The following is a 17,680-nucleotide window of genomic DNA, read 5'->3' as shown; positions in this document are numbered from 1 at the left end:
ATTCCGGCATATCGGGGATATTCGGGATGGGAGGATTTTGCGGCTATTCGTCGCGCCCGGGACGAGCCATCAGGTCTCGAATGGCATCTTTGGGCGATTTATTGTGATGAAGAATAGCGTCCATCTGTTCGGTAATCGGCATTTCGACCCCGTAGCGGGCAGCCAGGCCGAGTGCGGCTACGGTGCTCTGAACGCCTTCGGCCACCTTGCCGTTCAGCCCCGCGAGAATCTCCGGCAGATGACGGCCTTTTCCCAGCTCGATTCCGACAGAGCGATTGCGGGAGAGATTTCCGGTGCAGGTGAGGATAAGGTCGCCGACTCCGGAGAGGCCGGCGAGCGTCTGGCGGCGGCCACCGCAGGCTACAGAGAGACGGGTGATCTCGGCGATACCGCGGGTGATGAGGCCGGCGGCAGAGTTGTGACCCAGATTGAGGCCGTGGACGACGCCGGAGGAGAGCGCGATGACATTCTTCAGGGCGCCGCCCAGCTCGACGCCAGTGACGTCGTCGTTGGTGTAGATGCGGAGCGTCGGCGAAGAAAACTCACGCTGAATAATCTGCGCGAGTGCGGAGGTGGAGGCAGCAGCGACGATGGCGGTGGGATAGCCGAGAGCTACCTCCTGCGCGAAGGAGGGTCCGCTGAGAACGGCGCAGGGATTGTTGGTGACGGAGGCAACGACCTGTGACATGCGCAGGAAGGTGGCCTCTTCGAGTCCCTTGGATGCGATGACGATGATCTGGTCACGGGTGAGCAGAGGAGCGATGTGGCTGATGACGCCGCGAAGATATTGCGAAGGGGTGACGCAGAGCAGGATATCGGCTTCGAAGATGGCGCCGGGGAGGTCGGAGGTGACCAGAATGTCGGCGGGAAGGGTGAAGCCGGGGAGATAGGGAAGATTTTCTCCTACATCGTTAAGCTGCTCTGCCAGCGGAGCGGAGTGCGACCAGAGAACGATCTCGTGGCCGCCGCGTCGGGCAAGCGAAAGGGCAAGGGCTGTGCCCCAGGCGCCCGCGCCAAGGATTGCAATGCGGCTCATGCTGTCACCTTTGGAGAGCCGAAGCGATTCTCCGTGCCGGAGATCAGGCGGCGAATGTTCTGATGGTGCTTGACGATGATGAGCAAGGGAATGAAGAAGAAACCACCCACAACGATGGGCGTTCTGGTTGGAACAAAATACAAGCCGAAGGCCGGAAAAGCTGCTGCCGCAATAATAGAAGCCAGCGAGACATAGCGCGTCAGCGCGAAGATGACGACAAAGACGGCGAGCGCAGCGAGGGCGCTGGGCCAGCTTAACGCGAGGAAGACGCCGAGAGCGCTGGCTACTCCCTTGCCTCCGTGAAAGCGCAGCCAGATGGGAAAGACGTGGCCGAGGATGGCGGCGACGGCAGCGGCGACGGCGAGATCATAGTTGCCGGGCAGGATGTGCTGTGCAATCTTGACTGCGACAAAGGCTTTGCCCAGGTCCAACAGAAGCGTAGCGATAGCGAGACCCTTTGCCCCGGAACGAGCTACATTTGTGGCCCCGATATTGCCGCTTCCGGTAGCGCGAATGTCCTGTTTGCGGAAGATCTTCACCAGAACATAGCCAAACGGAATGGAGCCGAGGAGATAGGCCAGCGAGATGGAGAGGAGCCACGGAATCATAGTGTTCTTGATGAGTTTACCAAGTGATTGTTATGAAATAGTTTGGCACATTTAAAGCAAGTGGCGGCGAATGAGCTCCAGAGCTTGCTGTGCGGCCCAGTAACGGATGCGTTCCCGATTGCCCATCAGATTAAGCTCCTTCACTGTGGTCTGGCGACCGTCGGCCAGGCCAATATAGATGCGGCCAACCGGTTTCTCTGCGTCGGGACCGGAGGCCCCGCCTGCTGGTCCGGCAAGGCCCGTGATGGAGATGCCGATAGAGGCGCCAGTACGCGCGCGGATGCCCTCTGCGAGTTCGTGGGCCACCTCTTCGCTGACTGTTCCTTTGCTGTCGATGGTTTCTTTGGCCACACCGGCTAAGGAGGTTTTGAGTTCGGCAGTGTAGACGACAGTGCCGCCGATAAAGGCGCTCGAGCTGTTCGGCACGGCAGTCAGGCGCTGAGCCAGCAGACCGCCGGTGCAGCTCTCCGCAGTGGCGAGCGTGAGATGTCTCATGCCCAGCATCAGGAGCACAACCTCTTCGAGGCTTTCTCCGTGCGAGGAGAAGATGGCATCGTCCATCTCGTGCTCAATCTTCCCGGTAAGCTCGTCTACGCGTGCCTGAGCTTCTGCGAGCGTTGGTTTGGCGGAGAGGAAGTGGAGCTGAATCTCAGCGTTGCCGGCGAGGATGGTGGTCTCGACGTCCGGATATTGCTTGTAGATAGGAGCAGTACGGGCGTCTACCTGCGACTCCGGTATCAGTGCCATGCGCAGCATTCGTCGCGCAAGGTAACGCGGGGGAAGAGCAGAGGCGAGACGCGGCTTCACGGCATCGTCAAAGAGAGGCTTCAGTTCGCTGGGTGGGCCGGGTAGAAGAATGACGATCTTGCGATGCCCGTTGACGACCGTATCGAGGTATTGGCCGGGAGCGCTGCCGTTTTTATTTTCTAGCAGGACGGCTTCATCCAGAACGTCGGCTTGCTTGGCGTTGTTGGGCGGCATGATCATCTGCCGCGCAGCGAATCGTTTATACAGCGCGGTAAGGATGGCTGGATCAGGGTGCAACTCGATGCCAAGCGCAGCGGCGGCGGCTTCGCGGGTGAGGTCGTCTTCGGTAGGGCCGAGGCCGCCCGAAAAGACGATGACGTCTGCGCGCTCGATGGCGATCTTTGCAGCCTGAATGAGATGGCGGAGGTTGTCGCCGACGATGGTTTTAAAGGCCATCTCGACGCCGAGGTCATTGAGTCCGGCGGTAAGGTATAGGGAATTCGTGTCCTGTCGGTGGGGCGTGAGCATCTCGGAGCCGACGGCGATGATTTCAGCGATCATAATTTGGATGAATGAAGTCTGGAAATGACCCTCTCTTGGGATGTTAGCGGTTTCCGGCAACGTTTGCGCCGTTTTGATCGCAGTGGGAGATAGATTGCTGATGGGTAGAAGAGCCTGTTGGTAAATCTGCTTGACAATCTAATAAGTATTGAACTACATAGGGTGCAGGTGCTTCCTATGCTCGAAATCCGAAACGTCTCCAAGCATTACTCCAGTATTCCAGCCGTCGAGAACGTAAGCTTTTGTGCGCGGCCTGGAGAGGTGACGGGCTATCTCGGCCCAAATGGCTCCGGCAAATCCACCACGATGAAGATGATTACAGGCCTGATTGCGACGAACTCGGGCTCGATACTCTTTGACGGCAGGCCGATTCATGCCGACCTGATGGCCTACAAGCAGCGAATGGGGTATGTGCCGGAAGAGCCTTATCTGTATACGCATCTGAGCGGGGCTGAATACCTGGTAATGGTTGCGCAACTGCGTAATCTTGCGCGGAAGCTCGCAACCGAACGGATTGATGGGTTGTTGCGGTTGTTTGCGCTCTACGATGACCGGCACGTAGGGATTTCGGCGTACTCGAAGGGCATGCGGCAGAAGATATTGCTGGCGGCGGCACTGCTGCATAATCCTGATCTTATCCTGCTGGATGAACCTTTCTCCGGACTCGATGTTGGTTCTTCGCTGATCCTGCGTAGCTTGATTGAGGAGCTTGCGCGGCGAGGGAAGGTCGTGCTCTTCAGCTCGCATGAGTTGGAGACGGTGGAGAAGATCTCTTCGCATATTGTGATTCTGCATCGCGGCAAAATTGTGGCCGACGATTCGATTGAGCGGCTGCGGGCGCTGATGTCGCTGCCGACGCTTGAGGGAATCTTCTCGCAGCTTGCAGTCGAACAAAATACAGAAGCAATTTCAAAGCAGATTGCGGACCTTATTTATGCATAAGCCCGTCAATATCGAGAAGCGCCAATTCCGCATACTTTATAAGGCGTTTCTGCTGCGTGTGGTCGATTTGGAATTGTTGTCGGCCGATGCGGATACTACAAGACTGCTCGGTCAATTTGCGGCGCTGTTTGCTGGAATCAGCTATCTATTTACCTTTTGGTTGATCTTTGCCGGCGGAAGATTTTCGCCAGACTTCCTTTGGGTGATGGAGCACTTTCTGATTGCGACTACGATGCTGGTGGTCGGCCTGTTCTCGGTGCTGTGCTGGGAATCCATCTTTCCCGACCGCGGCGATGTGCTGGTATTGGCTCCGTTGCCTGTGCGTGTGAGCACGCTGTTTCGGGCAAAATTATCAGCGTTGATCGCGGCGCTGAGCCTCTCGGTGCTTTCTCTAAACTGCATCTCGGGTCTTGTCTGGCCGAAGATGTTTTCTGCGACCAACGGTGGTGGATACCTCGGTATGCTCCACTCGCTGGTCGCCTATTGGGCGACGATGTTGCTGGCAGCAACATTTGTATTCGGCTGTGTTTTGGGGATACAGGGGATTACCTCACAGCTACTGCCGCGCGCGCAATTTCTGCGCTTGTCCGCGCTATTACAGGTGTTCTTATTCTTTCTCTTCACTACCGTCTACATCATCGAGCCTTCATTAGAAGCGCCTAAAGCCCTGGTTGCGCCGGAGAACCAGCGGCTGCTTGCGTGGCTGCCATCCTATTGGTTTTTGGGATTGTTTCAGCAACTCAACGGATCGATGCTGCCCGCGTTTGCGCCACTGGCGAGGCGAGCATGGGTTGGGATAGCGGTTGCGACTGTCGTCGGCGCGATATCTGTTCTCCTCGCGTATTTCCGCGTGATGGGCAAGATTATCGAAACACCCGACATCGCGCCAGGGGGCAGACGAGTCAACTTGCCTCTGCGATTCGGAACATTGCTGCAAACTGCGGTCGTGCTGTTCAGCGTCCGGACGCTGCTGCGCAGCAGGCAACATCGGATGCTGCTCTCCTTTTATCTAGGCGCTACATTCGCCATCGTACTGGCGTATTTAGGAACATCCCTCAGGGTATTGAAGCTGCTGCACGGAACTGCCGGGGATGCAGTCAATGCCACGTTTCTCGTAGCCAGCATCTGGATCATGTGTTTTGCGATTATGGGAGTCAGGCTTGTGATCTCCATGCCGCTTACGCTGCGGGCAAACTGGATCTTTCGTATAACCGAGATTCGTGGTGCAACCGCCTATCTATCGGCCATCCGGCGAGCATTCTTCGTGCTGGCTGCGATACCGGCGTGGCTGTTGATGGCCATTCTGTTTCTTCTTCGCTGGCCGACATGGCGGATCGTCGGCCATCTCTTTTTGCTCGCACTGGTGGGAATGATCGTTGTCGAGCTTAGCTTGTACGGCTTTCACAAACTTCCATTCACGTGTTCTTATCTGCCGGGTCAATCAAAGGTGCACGTCGTGTTCTGGGGTTGCCTTCTCGTGTGGGTGCCACTTGTCGCTGCACGATTCGAGATGCGAATCCTGAGTAGGCCTCTCGATTTCATTGGCATCGCCATTTTGCTCATATTGATAGCGGCATGTGCGCGGTGGCGCACCACAGCTTCGGCGGCATCGGTCGAAGGGCTGATCTTTGAAGAAGAGTATCCGCCTGAGCTATTTAGTCTGAATCTGCTGCGCAATATGGGAGCGCCACTTACACGTTCGAATGTTGCAGGTGCTTCCCCGAAATCTCTTTGAAGGATAGGCAAACCTCTGCGGTCGGTTTAGTGGCCGCCGGAGGGTTTGCCGCTGACATGGAAGTGGCGGATGAGGAAGACGAGCGGCACCATCGCCAAAGTTATCCAGCCGATAACACGGAAGCAGTCCATGAAGCCCAGTAGTCGAGTCTGCTGTTCAAGCTGAGAGTAGTAATAGAGGTACGCCGCCTTCACAGAGTCTGCTTGCGAATAACCATGCTGGGCGAGATAGGCCGCTGTCCTGTGAACGTATTCCTGTAGCCCCGGAGAACTGGGAGTAAGATTCGCACCCATCACGGATTGATGAAAGTTTTGTCTGCGTTCGCTGACGGTAGTGATGAAGGCGATTCCAAAACTGCCGCCCCAATTGCGAAAGAGATTGGTGAGACTCGATGCCCGGTTGTTTTGATTGGGCTTGAGTTGCGAGTATGCGATGACGCTGACAGGAACGAAGAAGAAGGCATAGCCGAGGCCTTGAAAGGCGCGTGCCAGTGCGTAGTGACTGTAGTCTGTCTGCAAAGTAAAGCCGCTGTAGTAAAGCATCGAGGCAGATACGGTCACAAGGCTGATGGCAACCAGGACACGCGGATGAATGATGCCGCGTTGTATCAATTGAGCGCCTACGGGAGCGAGCAGCGTGATGACAAAGGCTCCTGGTCCGAGGACGAGGCCGGCATCGATGGCGCGGTATCCGTAGAGTGATTGCAGCACCTGCGGAATCATGGTGGTACTGGCGAAGAGTCCGAAGCCAAAGATGAAGTAGAGGGTAGAAGCGATCAGGAAGTTTCGATTGGCGAGCAGATGGAGGTCGATGATTGGGTCATCGTGCTGCAGCTCCCAATAGATGGCGATTGACCAGCAGATCAGCGCAATAACGAACGTCCATGCGATGAAGTTGCTGCCGAACCAATCGTCGATCTGGCCGCGGTCGAGCACAATTTCGAGTGCGGCGGAGCCTATGCCGATCAGGATGATGCCAAGCGTGTCGATGCGAAGCTTGCCGCTGCGACGCGCTGATTTGCGCTCCTCCGCAAATGAGGGGGGATCGTGGACGAAGCGGCTGGTAAGAAAGAGTGAGAGCGCGCCGATGGGAATATTAATGAAGAAGACCCAGCGCCAGTTGAAGTTGTCGGTGATCCAACCTCCAAGGACGGGACCGATGGCAGGAGCAGTAACGATGGCAACCGTATAGAGCGCGAAGGCAGAGGCGCGCTGTGCTGGAGGGAAGGTATCCACGAGGATGGCTTGTTCGACCGGCGCCAGTCCGCCTCCGCCGATACCCTGAAGTACGCGGCTGACGAGCATGACGCCGAGCGTGGGAGCGATGCCGCAGAAAAGAGAAGTGATTGTGAAGAGAGCGACGCAGGCCATGTAATAGTTCTTGCGACCGAAGACGCGGCTAAGCCATGCACTCATGGGAAGGATGACGGCGTTGGCGACAAGATACGTCGTGAGAATCCACGTCACCTCGTCGAAGCTGCGACCCAGTCCGCCTGCAATGTAAGGCAGCGAGACGTTTGCAATGGAGGTGTCGAGCAACTCCATGAAGGTTGCCAGGGTGACCGTGAGAGCAATCACCCAAGGGTTGATGGCGCGCTTGGTGGCTATCTGAGGGGGAGCCGGGAGTGTAAGGGTTGCCAAGATTGCCTCTCACGCAGAGTTGAGATAAAAGAAACCAATCGGTCTCTATTAGAGGCAAGAGGAGGCACAAGGATGCGTGAATAAATTAGCGATTTTTTTGTGAGGTTTTGGAGGTTCGTCGGAGCTGAGATTCGATATATGCGTCGAGGTGCTCCAGTGTGGCGTGTAAGGCCTGATCGTTGCGTTCGATGCGGCTGATCAGCATGCCACCTTCGAGTCCGCCCACGATAATGCTGGCAACTTTATTGATATCTATATCTTGCCGGATGCATCCTTCGCGAATTCCTTCTTTGAGGATGTCCTGGAGCATGGTTTGCCAGTCGCGAAGGGCTTTACGGACCTTTTCTCTCAGAATGGGATTGCCGTTATCGGAGTCAATTGCTGTATTGAGAAGAGGGCAGCCACCGGGGAAGGTAGAGCGCAAGACGAAGTTTGCAACGTGCTGCTTCAAGCGATCGATTGGATTGCGAATGGAGTCGAGATTTTGCCTGCGCTTGCTGAAGGCCAATGCCCAGGCAAAGTCGAATGCCTCCGCCGCGAGCTCTTCCTTGCTTTCAAAGTGGCGATAGATCCCGCCTTTTTCAAGGCCGGTGGCGTCCATGATGTCCTGAATGGAGCAGCCCTCATAGCCGCGCTGATTGAAGAGCGGGGCGGCCTCAGCGACGATGCGCAGCCGAGTTTCTTCGCCTTTACTCATTCAAAATCCTTGGAGCTGAACTCCAGTGACGATGACGTTCGATTTAGAACCAAACGGTCTCTAAATTTTAGCACAAGGAGAAATAAAGCGGCACGGTCGCTGAGTGCGACCGCGCCGTTGTCGCCGGTTAGAGGTGCGGAGCCCAGCCCTTTTCGTACTCGCGGCCCCATAGCTTCATCGCTTCAGGGTCGTTGAGGATGTGGCCGTTCTGCGGGTTGAGGTGCAGTTCGCGCTTCATCTCCCACGCAATGTTGGAGAGTTGCAGCATGGTGACGGAGATGTTGCCGGAGTCGATAGGCTGATTGAGCTTTTCTCCGGTGCGGATGGCGGCGATGAAGTTGGCGAAGTGAAGGTCGGTCATGTGGTCGGCCCCGGTGAGATCGGACGAGGCGGCTGCCTTGCCTTCTGCGACCTCGTTGATCTTCTTGCCGTTGAGGTCATAGACCTCATAGCCTGCGGGATCGAGGATGACGCTGCCGGTGGTGCCGACGATGACCGCGCCACGGTCGCGATTGTAGAGCTTCATGCCGTTGCAGCTTTGGTCCTGCCAGGAGATCAGCTTGTCATCGTATTCGAAGCTGGTGTCGAGGGTGTCGTAGAACTGCCAGTCGTCCTTGAACTGATAACGTCCACCTGCCGCGGTGATGCGGTTGGGAAGGTCGACTCCGAGCGCCCAGCGACATACGTCCACTTCATGGGTTCCGTTGTTGAGGGCCTCGCCTGTGCCCCAGATCTTGAACCAGTGCCAGTTGTAGGGTTGAACGTTGTCCTTGTAGGGCTGGCGCGGCGCGGGGCCCTGCCAAAGATCCCAATCGAGAACTGCGGGAACGGGCGCGGGCTTGCCTACACCGATGGACTTGCGGGTGTTGCTGTACCAGGCTTTGCCGTAATAGGCGCGGCCGACGAGACCCTCGTGGATCTTCTGGACGACATCGATGTAGATGGGGGAAGAGCGTCGTTGTGTGCCCATCTGGACTTTTTTGCCATACTTGCGCTGGGCCTCGACGAGCAGCGCGCCTTCGGCGGGATTGTGGCTGCAAGGCTTCTCGACGTAAACGTGTTTGCCGGCCTGAAGTCCGAGGATGGCCATGGGAGTGTGCCAGTGATCGGGCGTGGCGATGGTGATGGCGTCCACGTCTTTGGAGGCGAGGGTCTTGCGGAAGTCTTTATCAGCGATAGGTGCATCGCCAAACTTCTGCTGGACGGCCCCTGCGAACTTCTTGAGGGTGTTGCTATCGACGTCGCAGACGTGGGTAATCCTTGCGTGCTTCTCGTTTGCCTTGAGCGAAGCAAGGTGAGCGTAAGCGCGGCTATGAAGGCCGATTACGGCAAAATTAAGCCGGTCGTTAGCACCGAGAATCTGAGCATAGCTTTTTGCGGTAGAGCTTACAGCGAGGCCCGCTGCTCCTACTGCAAGACTGTCGAGAAATTCACGTCGAGAGATCACATCTCCTCCTTGGGAGTTATTACTGATAGCAGACGATGGCCGTTTAGGCGCCCTTCGGTCGCGGGATAACTTTACACGAGCGAGGGTGCTTGGTTCAAAGTAAAAACAAATTGACCCAAGTCGTATTGATTTTCAAGACCTTTGTCGGAGAAGTCGCCGGATTAGATGAGCGGACGGCCTTCGATGTCGAGCGCTACATGGTAAAGAGCGTCGCGGGTAGCCAAAGCCGCGCAACCGTCTTCGAGGAAGGCGAGGCCTACGAGGTTCTGCCCGGAGACGGCGAGACTGGCCTCGCGCTGTGGCGTGATGCGGATGATTCCGCGCTGGCCATGCAGGCTGGCAGCGACGTAGAGATTGTCGTCTACGTCGAAGGCCATGCCCTGAGCGCGGCCGAGGCCTCGATAGAAGACGGTCGTGTTGCCGTCGCGATCGATGGCGTGGACGGCTTGATTGCTGCTGGTGGTAGGGCCGGTGACGAAGAGTGTTCCGGCATCGTTGAAGGCGAGGTGGTAGGCAGCCATACTTGGCTCGAGCGTGGCGTAGACGAAGATTTCGCCACTGCTGCCCTGCGCATCTCCGCGGGCGATTTTGAAGATAGTGCCCGAGCGGTCGCCGACGAAGAGGTTGCCGTCGCCGTCGAAGGCGATGCCGGTGGCGATGCCCATGCCTTCGGCGTAGGTGGAGATCGCGCCTTCGGGAGAGATGCGGTAGACGGTGCCCTCGGCGCGGGAGCTGGCGTAGAGGTAGCCGTCGGGAGAGAAGGCCAGGCCGGTCGGATTGAGCAGGCCACGGACGAAGGGCGTCATCTGGAAGTCGCGCTGGATGCGGAAGATGGAGACAGGCGTCTCCTGGCCGCGGGAGCCGGAGAGCGTGGCGTAGACGTTGCCTTCCGCATCGACTGCCGGGTTGGACACAGGATGCAGGTTTTCGGCCATAGGCACAGCGATGCGGAGGTTCAGCGGGTTGCTGGAGGCTCCGTTGCGGTGCAGGACAAGGTCGCCGGTGATGGTGCCATCAGGAATGCGCACGGTGGCGCGTGTGGGGCGGCTGAGAATGACCGCAGCGCTGGTGTCGCCGATGGTGGCGCTGGGAATAACGTGCGAGGCTGGGCCTAGATTGCTGCCGTGGACCTCGGCTTCTCCGCCGGGCATGGCTGCAGGTGGAGTGACGAGTTGGAGGTGTGGCGCGTCGGCATGGGGATGAAAGAGGCTCATTGACTATTTACGGTATGCGTTGCGGTGAGGGAGTGCAAGGCTAGAAGAATAGGTGCGCCAGTTGGGCGACAATGAGAGCCAGAATGCCTGCGGCTACGTCGTCGAGCATGATGCCTGTGCCTTCAGGGAGGCGTTCGAGCTGGCGAATGGGCGGAGGCTTGAGGATATCGAAGAGGCGGAAGAGCAGCAGGCTCAGAGCGGCGTGCCGCCAATCGGCGGGGATGGCGATGAGGGCGATGAGCTGGCCGGCGACCTCATCGATAACGACGTGTCCGGGATCTTCGCGGCCGGATTCGCGAGCTACGATGGTCGCGGCTGGAATGCCGATCAGCGTGACGACAATGGCTGCGATGATGGTGCCGATGGTCAACGAAAGGCTGGTGACAGGGAAGATATGGGCGGCGATGAACCAGAGAAGGACGGCGGCGATGGAGCCGTAAGTTCCGGGACCGGGTTTGAGCAGGCCGGCTCCGAAAAAAGTGCCGATTGTCCAGGCCCAAAGGGTTTTCTTTTTGGAAGGTGGATGAAGTTGGATGTTGGAGTTGGCCATGTCGTTCAGAGTTTAGTTTAGCGGTGGGGTGTGGAAGTACCTCCCCCTCCCCTACTAAGTACCCAAAGTCTTCATTTTAGGGGAGTTAGGTATGCGAGGTCTCGCCAAAGTCGTCATTTTGTCGACAAAGTCTTGATTCCAAGTGACTTGTCCGATCATAGAGCGCACTTATTTTTTAGATGCTAAGGCAGTGCGGTGTTTTGTAACCGCTTCAACAGATGGGGCCAGGAGCAGCTTAGGATGATGAGGGCAAACTATTGCACTTGGTCCGTTCAGATTCCTGTGATGGGCTAAGAGCCTGCTTTTGATAATTGTTTGGAGGAGCCGGATGATGAGGCGAGTAGCTCTGGCTGGTTTCGCGGCGGTATTGGTCTTTTCGGCGAGCATCTCTACCGCACAGCAGCCGCAACAGATAAAGCCTTTACAGTTTGAAGTGGCTGCCATCAGGCCGGGTAACCCCGATTCGGTGTCGTCGTGGACCGGCTCATCCGGGAGGCAGTTTCGGATGTTGAATGTGCCTCTAAAGCAGTGGGTGAAGATGGGGCTATCGGTTAGTGATTATGATCTGAAGGCTCCTTCGTGGCTTGATAGCTCCAAGTTTGATCTGAATGCAGAACTGCCCAGCGGCCCGGTCGACCAGAAAGATTTGGTCGAAATGATGAAAGCGCTCCTGATCGAACGATTTGGATTGAAATGGCACGAGGAGTCCCAGAGCGTATCCGGCTATGAGTTGGTTACTGAGAAGAAGGTACTGGCCCAACCCGCGGGCATGCTGGAACGGATGGAAGGCCGCCATGGAACGAGCTCCGGCCCTACGTTGATTAGCGGCACCAATATGTCGATGTCAGAGCTTGCGAAGGCGCTGGAACAGGTACTGGGAAAGCCCGTGGTTGATGCAACGCACCTTTCGGGTGGATTCGATTTCAAATTGATGTGGAGATCGTCGGATGCTGCTGAACTGGCCGCGCAGCAGCGATATGGGAAGCAATACGGAATCGATGTCGATAATCTGCCTGCTTCAGTATTTACCGCGCTGAGGGAGCAGTTGGGGCTGCGTCTTCAAGGCGCGAAAGTTCCATCGAAGGTCGTCGTCGTGGACAAGATGAATCGCCAACCTACCGAGAACTGATGTTCTCGCCGTTGACCGCATATCTGATGCAAACTTTGTGACACGCTTTAGTCTTCGTCGCCGGAGTTGGGACGGTGCGTTTTGGAACGGGCCAGCTCTTCGAGGTCGTCGGGGTCCTGGACAGGGGTGGAGATCTTGTAGTCGCCGCTCGCCCATTTGCCGAGGTCGAGGATGCGGCAGCGGTCGGAGCAAAAGGGGAAGTCGGGATCGGTGGCGAGAACTACTTTGCGGCATGTGGGGCAGAAGAGCGCTTTTGACATGGCATACCGATTGTAAATCCGGTGGCTCAGGGTGGGATGCGGGGGCTGGGGTTACGGTAAGTAGCGTCTTCAAAAGTGTAAGAAGCTGCGTTCCATTGGTGGAAAGAAGAGAACAGGCAAAGACAACGGCAAAGACGAAATACAGGGGTCTCTCCGCTGCGCCGTGCGATGAAACTGCACGGCTTCGGTCGAGATGACGTGAGTTAGGGGTGGGGTGACGTGATTCAGGAGCGAGGTGGGGTGACGTTAGTTGGGGGTACTCGAGTCGAATGGACTTTGAGGGAGTGGCTGGCGAGGTTGCTATCTCCAACTCAGGCCGAGTAGTTGAAACTCGCCGTCGTATCCCTCCATCTCTTCCTCGATCTCTTCGTATCCTTTGCGGAGGTTTTGCAAGGCAACGTGAATTGCTGCGGTGATGATTGTCAGGAGCAGAAGCTTTCCGAGATTTCTTTCCATCTGCATCTCGGTATAAATCACGCCGAAGATGAACGGTGGAAGTACTCCCACGTAAAGCGTCAGCATAAGAGGAAAGCTAGTTCTGCCCGGCATTCTGGGTTGATTGAACGGCACGCTTTGCAGGAAGAAGAAGAAGCCGTCGGTCAGAAGGATGCAAAGGCATAGTCCGCATACTGCCTGCACCAGAAGTTGTCGTGTATCCCAGCCTGCGAAGTGCAGTGCGACTACGATGAACATAGCGACACCGGTCGCACATAGGAGCACCCAACGGTGCGCCGCAGCGGTGCATTCGCCCAGGTTGACGCCGGTGATGCGAAAGACCCATCTTGCGGCGAGATTCAGAGGAAAGGCAAAGGCGGTTCGCAGACCGGCAATCACCCAGAACAAGAGCAGGGGCATTACTGCATGCAGGCCTTTGTTCGAGAGGGCAGGGTGGATGCTGTCGCCGATGACGGGATAGGTAACTGCGCATGCTATGGCCAGAGCGAGGCCGGTTCCGCCGTACATGGCGAGATAGATCTGGTAGCGGTTGTTGCGGGCGATGGTCTGTCCGATGAAGTGAAATACGGCGCGCTCGCCCGGACGTCGAACGATGCTGTGAATAAGCGCAGCGAGCCAGCGCGATGGCTTCCGCCGTTTGCTCGATATGCCTTCGATGGCCATTCTGCGCATTCTTGCCCATGCGAGGGGATAGGTCAGCAGCGTGACTGCTACTGCGATTGCTGTTCCACGGATGGCGAAGCGCGACATCTCGCGTGCGAATGCAGGTGCGGCGTCTCCGTGCAGGAGCTGCTCGTAGATGCCGAGAAACCAGAGTGGCGGCATCCAGCGCATTGCTCCAAGCGGCTTCGATAATAGTGCCTGCATGGAGTCGCCAAACTGAGCGTATTGCATCAGCATCAACGCCAGCGCCGTGATGGAGAGCATCTGCATGATGGGCGAGACCATGCGGAAACGTGCGGCACCGAGCACGCAGAGTAGAACGCCGCCAAGCGCAAGAAAGAATGTTGCGGCAAAGATGCCTGCCATGAATACGGCTGCTCCGTGGGCATAGACCTGCCGGTAGAAATCTACCTGCACCGTCAAGTGGCCATTCACCGTTACGAAGTGTCGCGTAACCGCAGGCAGAACCAGCGTCCCGAACAGATTGCAACTCACCAGAAACAGCCCCAGAAATGCGATCAGCGCGGCCGCTTTTGCGGTGAGCATCTGTTTTGGCTTCAAAGAGAGTGGCGAAAGAATGAGGAAGTCCTGGCGGTCGGGGAAGAGCATCTCCCATTCGAAGATGGATACCGCGCCCATGACGATGAATGAAAACAGCACGAAGAAATATTGGTCTTCGATCGATCCCCACAGGGACCTGCGTGGATATTGGTTTTGCAGAAAGAAGGCGACCATGAGGCCGGGGATGGCGACGACGGAGATGGCGCGCACAACGGTGGTCAGCGTGTCGCCGTCAACCTGGATGGTGTCGTTGTCGAAGAAGCGGCGGAAGAAGTGGACGATCAGGACGCTAGTTACGTTATTTTTCTTAGGCATGGTGCACCTTCATGACTTCCACCATCTGCTGCGCGACCCGCGCGGTGTCGGTCTGCTGCACGAGTTGAGCGAAGACGCTCTCAAGCGTGGGCAGCTCCATCAACCGGGTGAGATCGTCGGGTGCAGCATCGGCGACGACTTTACCCTTGGCCAGCACGATGACGCGATTGCATACGCGCTCGACGACTTCCATCACATGCGAGATGTAGAGGATCGCCTTGCCTTCGCGTGCGAGCAGGCCGAGAAGGTCTTTGAAGAGGCGTGCGGAGGTGGCATCAAGGCCGGAGAGGGGCTCGTCGAAGACGATGAGCCGGGGATCGTGTAACAGCGCGGCGGCGATGAGCACGCGCTGCTTCATTCCCTTGGAGTAGTCGGAGAGCGCGGAGTACTGCGCCGCTTCGAGCGACAGGAGATGAAGCAGCTCGCGCGCTTTGCGTTCGATGAGCTTCTCCTGCATGCCGCGTAGGCGGCCTACCAGTTGCAGGTACTCCAGCCCGGAGAGATGGTTGTAGACTTGCGCCTCCTCGGGCACGTAGCCAAGTTGTGCGCGATAGGAGGCGAGATCGTCATGAATATTCTTTCCTGCAAAGAAGACCTTTCCCTTGCTCGGTTGAATCATGCCGATCACCATCTTCACGGTGGTTGATTTTCCTGATCCATTGGGCCCGAGGTAGCCCAGAATCTCGCCCGCTTTGAGGGTGAAGCTGACATCCTGCACTGCGGGAATGCTGCGATAACTCTTCGATACGTCTCTCAGTTCCAGCATGAGTCTTCCTCGCTGCTTAACTATGTAGTGAACTACTTAAAATAGTATACTACATAGGGTAGATGTTGAGGAGAGATGCGCTTCAGGCGGAAGGGAGATTACGCTTACAGCAGGCTGCAGCAAGTTTGCGGCAGAGATGCAAGCTTGTAAGGAGGCCCCTGTGGGTGCGATTCGACGATCGTTGGCTGTCTTGTTCTGTGTTGTGGTGACGGCGTCTGTGGGGAGGGCGCAGGCCGATGCGTCGCCTGCGGAGAGGGCGCTGCTGCAAATGGCGAACCAGTTTCGCGCTGCGCATGGCGTGCCTCCGCTGACGTGGAACGGTGAGCTGGCGCGTGCGGCGCGCAAGCATGCGCGGCTGATGGTCTCGGCGGACGGAGATTTGGAGCATCAGTATCCAGGGGAGCCGGACATGATTGCGCGTGCGGCAGAGGAGGGAGCGCACTTCAGTGCGGTTGCCGAGAACCTGGCGGGCAGGGGACAGACTGCGGCGCAGTTGCAACAGATCTGGATGATTACACCGACTCATCGTGCAAATCTCCTCGACCCGAAGATGAATGTTGTAGGGATCGGTGTGATCGAGAGTGATGGACTGCTGTATGCGGTGGAGGATTTTGCGCAGAGCGTTCCAACGCCGAGGCGTGGTGTGATTGAAGGCCAGGTAATGGGCGCTCTGCAGAGAGCAGGCATAAGTTCGGTGAAGATGACAGAGGCGGCGCGGTCGAACTGCGAGAGCCAGAGCAATGCGTCGCCGGGTGCAAAGCTGGTGGTGCATTGGGAGGGGTCGAATCCGGGGCAGTTGCCGGATGTGGTAGCGCAGCGGATATCGCAGGGCAGCTATCAGTCGGCTGCGGTGGGGGCGTGTCCGAGTGCACAGGCGGGACAGGGGTTCACTACGTATCGGGTGGCTGTGCTGTTGTATTGACGATCGCGCGGTGCGTTATTTTTTGCTCTTCGCGGGCTTGGGCAGGATGTAGCCGCGGCGTGCCCGTACCTCTACACCGCTGCGATCTACCTTCACCTTCAGGCGGTGGTATGAGCCGTTGGGCTTGATGTTGTCGAGCGGTAGCTCGAGCAGGTAGACGTACTCCGGTGTTGCCGTGAGTCCTTTAAATCCTGCGCCGAGATCGTTGCTGTTGTTGAAGAAGTTGCCGCCGGTTCCATCGGCAAGCTCGGCCATCACGTTTGTGGATGACTTCATCGAACCGGCACGGAATGCCATGCTGGACAGAATGGGAGCGTTGTGGACATCATCGCTTGCCGTTAATGCTGTGATGTAAATTCCGCGTGCGTCGAGGGCGCTGATGGTCACGTCTTCGCGGGCTGCGAAGTCGATCAACTGTGATTCCTGTGTTAAGACATCGGATTCGACTGTGAGGAAACCCGGCGAAATCAGAATGAGCATGCGTCGTCCGGGCAGTGTGGCTATTCGTTGCACCAGCTCTCGCATGTTGGCAAGCGCCACTTGAGCGTCCTGATGGCCGATGATCAAGGCACGTCGGGCTGCTTCCTCGGCCAGCGACTGCGCTACGTTGAGCGTTATTTTGGGATCGCAGTGGAATGCCTGAGCTACTGCGTCCTGCTCTGCCGTGCTGTCGTGCTTGTTCTCCATCAGGTCGGCCTGGTAGTAGCTGATCTTTGGACAATCGGCATTGTCGTTCTGGTAGATCAGGACTGGCTTAAGGCTCATGATCGCTTCGTGCAGCTTTGCGCGATCGCGTGTCAGTCCACTGTTGGTTCGACCGGAGAGTGAGACTACGGCAGCTATATCGGAATCGACGAGTGAGCCTGCAAGTAGGGCGGCGCCGGCGTTTTTCGCACGTTCCATCTCTTCAGCGCTCAGGTGCATGTCATCGAAGAGGAAGACGATGGAACGCGGGTACACGATGACGGGTTGCGGTGGAGTGGGCGAGAGGGTGTCGCTTTCGGAGTTGCTTGCGGTGCGAGGCTCTGTTCCGATGCGGCCTTCCACCATGAAGGCAGAGAGTGGATGGGGCTTGCCGTTATCGAAGACGTGGAAGTCTTCTTCTTTCAGATTGCCAATCGAGTGTCCCTGTTTGTCGCGAACGACAACCGGCACCAGCACCTTTTCGACGTTTACTTCAATCTTGTAGGGAGCGCCTTGCGGCCTGGGGGCTGCTTGAGCTACGGCGTAGGCATAAGCGAACAGTCCCAGATAACCGAGGACAAGAACCTTGCGCATGACTTTGAGGACTTCGCCGGGCAATATCCCTCCATCTGCTGTGTCATGCATCGAAGATGCCAAGCTGCGGGCACGATGCTCAACCCCGTCAGAAGTGTGCTCTTCTGGCGAGCGTCATTCTAGTCCAGAGGAGGACAGATGGATGCTGGAGAT

Annotated in this window: 16 protein-coding genes; 4 read left to right on the top strand and 12 right to left on the bottom strand. The window is 57.1% G+C overall.

Translation table 11 applies throughout. The features are described from left to right. Window positions 1-43: 43 nt before the first annotated feature. From IEW09_RS09980 to IEW09_RS09970, 3 genes are read right to left on the bottom strand one after another with little or no spacing between them, the layout of a single operon-like run. On the bottom strand, window positions 44-1,036 hold the full coding sequence (locus IEW09_RS09980; RefSeq protein WP_188553995.1) for an NAD(P)H-dependent glycerol-3-phosphate dehydrogenase: 993 nt from the start codon (window positions 1,034-1,036) through the stop codon (window positions 44-46). Further along, window positions 1,033-1,644 (bottom strand): glycerol-3-phosphate 1-O-acyltransferase PlsY, encoded by a 612-nt coding sequence (plsY, locus tag IEW09_RS09975; protein ID WP_188553994.1) that lies wholly within the window; start codon window positions 1,642-1,644, stop codon window positions 1,033-1,035. Before plsY ends, IEW09_RS09980 begins: the two co-directional genes overlap by 4 nt. A 51-nt stretch (window positions 1,645-1,695) precedes the next feature. Next, the gene (locus tag IEW09_RS09970) at window positions 1,696-2,952 is read right to left on the bottom strand and encodes a competence/damage-inducible protein A (RefSeq protein WP_188553993.1); all 1,257 of its coding nucleotides are present in this window, start codon (window positions 2,950-2,952) and stop codon (window positions 1,696-1,698) included. A gap of 177 nt (window positions 2,953-3,129) precedes the next feature. Between IEW09_RS09970 and IEW09_RS09965 the strand changes: the two genes are divergently transcribed. Together IEW09_RS09965 and IEW09_RS09960 are read left to right on the top strand one after the other, a co-directional pair. Further along, complete coding sequence (locus IEW09_RS09965) at window positions 3,130-3,894, top strand: ABC transporter ATP-binding protein (protein ID WP_188553992.1); 765 nt, start codon at window positions 3,130-3,132, stop codon at window positions 3,892-3,894. Next, window positions 3,887-5,629 carry a hypothetical protein gene (locus IEW09_RS09960; RefSeq protein ID WP_188553991.1) on the top strand — a complete coding sequence of 581 codons (1,743 nt, stop codon included), beginning with the start codon at window positions 3,887-3,889 and terminating at the stop codon, window positions 5,627-5,629. The genes IEW09_RS09965 and IEW09_RS09960 overlap by 8 nt, the downstream gene beginning before the upstream one ends. A 26-nt stretch (window positions 5,630-5,655) precedes the next feature. On the opposite strand, the gene IEW09_RS09955 is transcribed toward IEW09_RS09960, so the two are convergent. From IEW09_RS09955 to IEW09_RS09935, 5 genes are all read right to left on the bottom strand, one after another. Beyond that, window positions 5,656-7,269 carry a DHA2 family efflux MFS transporter permease subunit gene (locus tag IEW09_RS09955; protein WP_229739219.1) on the bottom strand — a complete coding sequence of 538 codons (1,614 nt, stop codon included), beginning with the start codon at window positions 7,267-7,269 and terminating at the stop codon, window positions 5,656-5,658. A gap of 85 nt (window positions 7,270-7,354) precedes the next feature. Then, complete coding sequence (locus tag IEW09_RS09950) at window positions 7,355-7,966, bottom strand: TetR/AcrR family transcriptional regulator (protein WP_188553990.1); 612 nt, start codon at window positions 7,964-7,966, stop codon at window positions 7,355-7,357. Window positions 7,967-8,093: 127 nt separating this feature from the next. Further along, complete coding sequence (locus tag IEW09_RS09945) at window positions 8,094-9,413, bottom strand: Gfo/Idh/MocA family protein (RefSeq protein ID WP_188553989.1); 1,320 nt, start codon at window positions 9,411-9,413, stop codon at window positions 8,094-8,096. A 161-nt stretch (window positions 9,414-9,574) separates the two neighbouring features. After that, window positions 9,575-10,627 carry a gluconolaconase gene (locus IEW09_RS09940; protein WP_188553988.1) on the bottom strand — a complete coding sequence of 351 codons (1,053 nt, stop codon included), beginning with the start codon at window positions 10,625-10,627 and terminating at the stop codon, window positions 9,575-9,577. Between the two features lie 40 nt (window positions 10,628-10,667). Further along, window positions 10,668-11,177 carry a phosphatidylglycerophosphatase A family protein gene (locus tag IEW09_RS09935; protein ID WP_188553987.1) on the bottom strand — a complete coding sequence of 170 codons (510 nt, stop codon included), beginning with the start codon at window positions 11,175-11,177 and terminating at the stop codon, window positions 10,668-10,670. Window positions 11,178-11,505: 328 nt separating this feature from the next. Between IEW09_RS09935 and IEW09_RS09930 the strand changes: the two genes are divergently transcribed. Then, window positions 11,506-12,306 (top strand): TIGR03435 family protein, encoded by an 801-nt coding sequence (locus tag IEW09_RS09930; RefSeq protein ID WP_188553986.1) that lies wholly within the window; start codon window positions 11,506-11,508, stop codon window positions 12,304-12,306. Window positions 12,307-12,353: 47 nt separating this feature from the next. Here the strand turns inward: IEW09_RS09930 and IEW09_RS09925 are convergent, their stop codons facing one another. The 3 genes from IEW09_RS09925 to IEW09_RS09915 all read right to left on the bottom strand — a co-directional run bounded on the left by IEW09_RS09925 (window position 12,354) and on the right by IEW09_RS09915 (window position 15,327). Beyond that, on the bottom strand, window positions 12,354-12,566 hold the full coding sequence (locus IEW09_RS09925) for a DNA gyrase inhibitor YacG (protein ID WP_188553985.1): 213 nt from the start codon (window positions 12,564-12,566) through the stop codon (window positions 12,354-12,356). Between the two features lie 300 nt (window positions 12,567-12,866). Beyond that, a complete protein-coding gene (locus tag IEW09_RS09920; RefSeq protein WP_188553984.1) occupies window positions 12,867-14,561 on the bottom strand; it encodes a hypothetical protein in 1,695 nt (564 codons plus the stop codon). Continuing rightward, window positions 14,554-15,327: an ABC transporter ATP-binding protein gene (locus tag IEW09_RS09915; RefSeq protein WP_188553983.1), complete on the bottom strand. Its 774-nt coding sequence runs from the start codon at window positions 15,325-15,327 to the stop codon at window positions 14,554-14,556. Before IEW09_RS09915 ends, IEW09_RS09920 begins: the two co-directional genes overlap by 8 nt. A gap of 160 nt (window positions 15,328-15,487) precedes the next feature. Here IEW09_RS09915 and IEW09_RS09910 point away from each other — a divergent pair, with 160 nt between their 5' ends. Continuing rightward, the gene (locus tag IEW09_RS09910; RefSeq protein ID WP_188553982.1) at window positions 15,488-16,249 is read left to right on the top strand and encodes a CAP domain-containing protein; all 762 of its coding nucleotides are present in this window, start codon (window positions 15,488-15,490) and stop codon (window positions 16,247-16,249) included. 15 nt (window positions 16,250-16,264) lie between these two features. On the opposite strand, the gene IEW09_RS09905 is transcribed toward IEW09_RS09910, so the two are convergent. Continuing rightward, complete coding sequence (locus IEW09_RS09905) at window positions 16,265-17,578, bottom strand: VWA domain-containing protein (protein ID WP_188553981.1); 1,314 nt, start codon at window positions 17,576-17,578, stop codon at window positions 16,265-16,267. Between the last annotated feature and the right edge of the window lie 102 nt (window positions 17,579-17,680).

The sequence above is a fragment of the Edaphobacter dinghuensis genome (assembly GCF_014640335.1).
GTDB lineage: Bacteria > Acidobacteriota > Terriglobia > Terriglobales > Acidobacteriaceae > Edaphobacter > Edaphobacter dinghuensis.
This window is presented reverse-complemented; position numbering and strand designations above follow the sequence as displayed.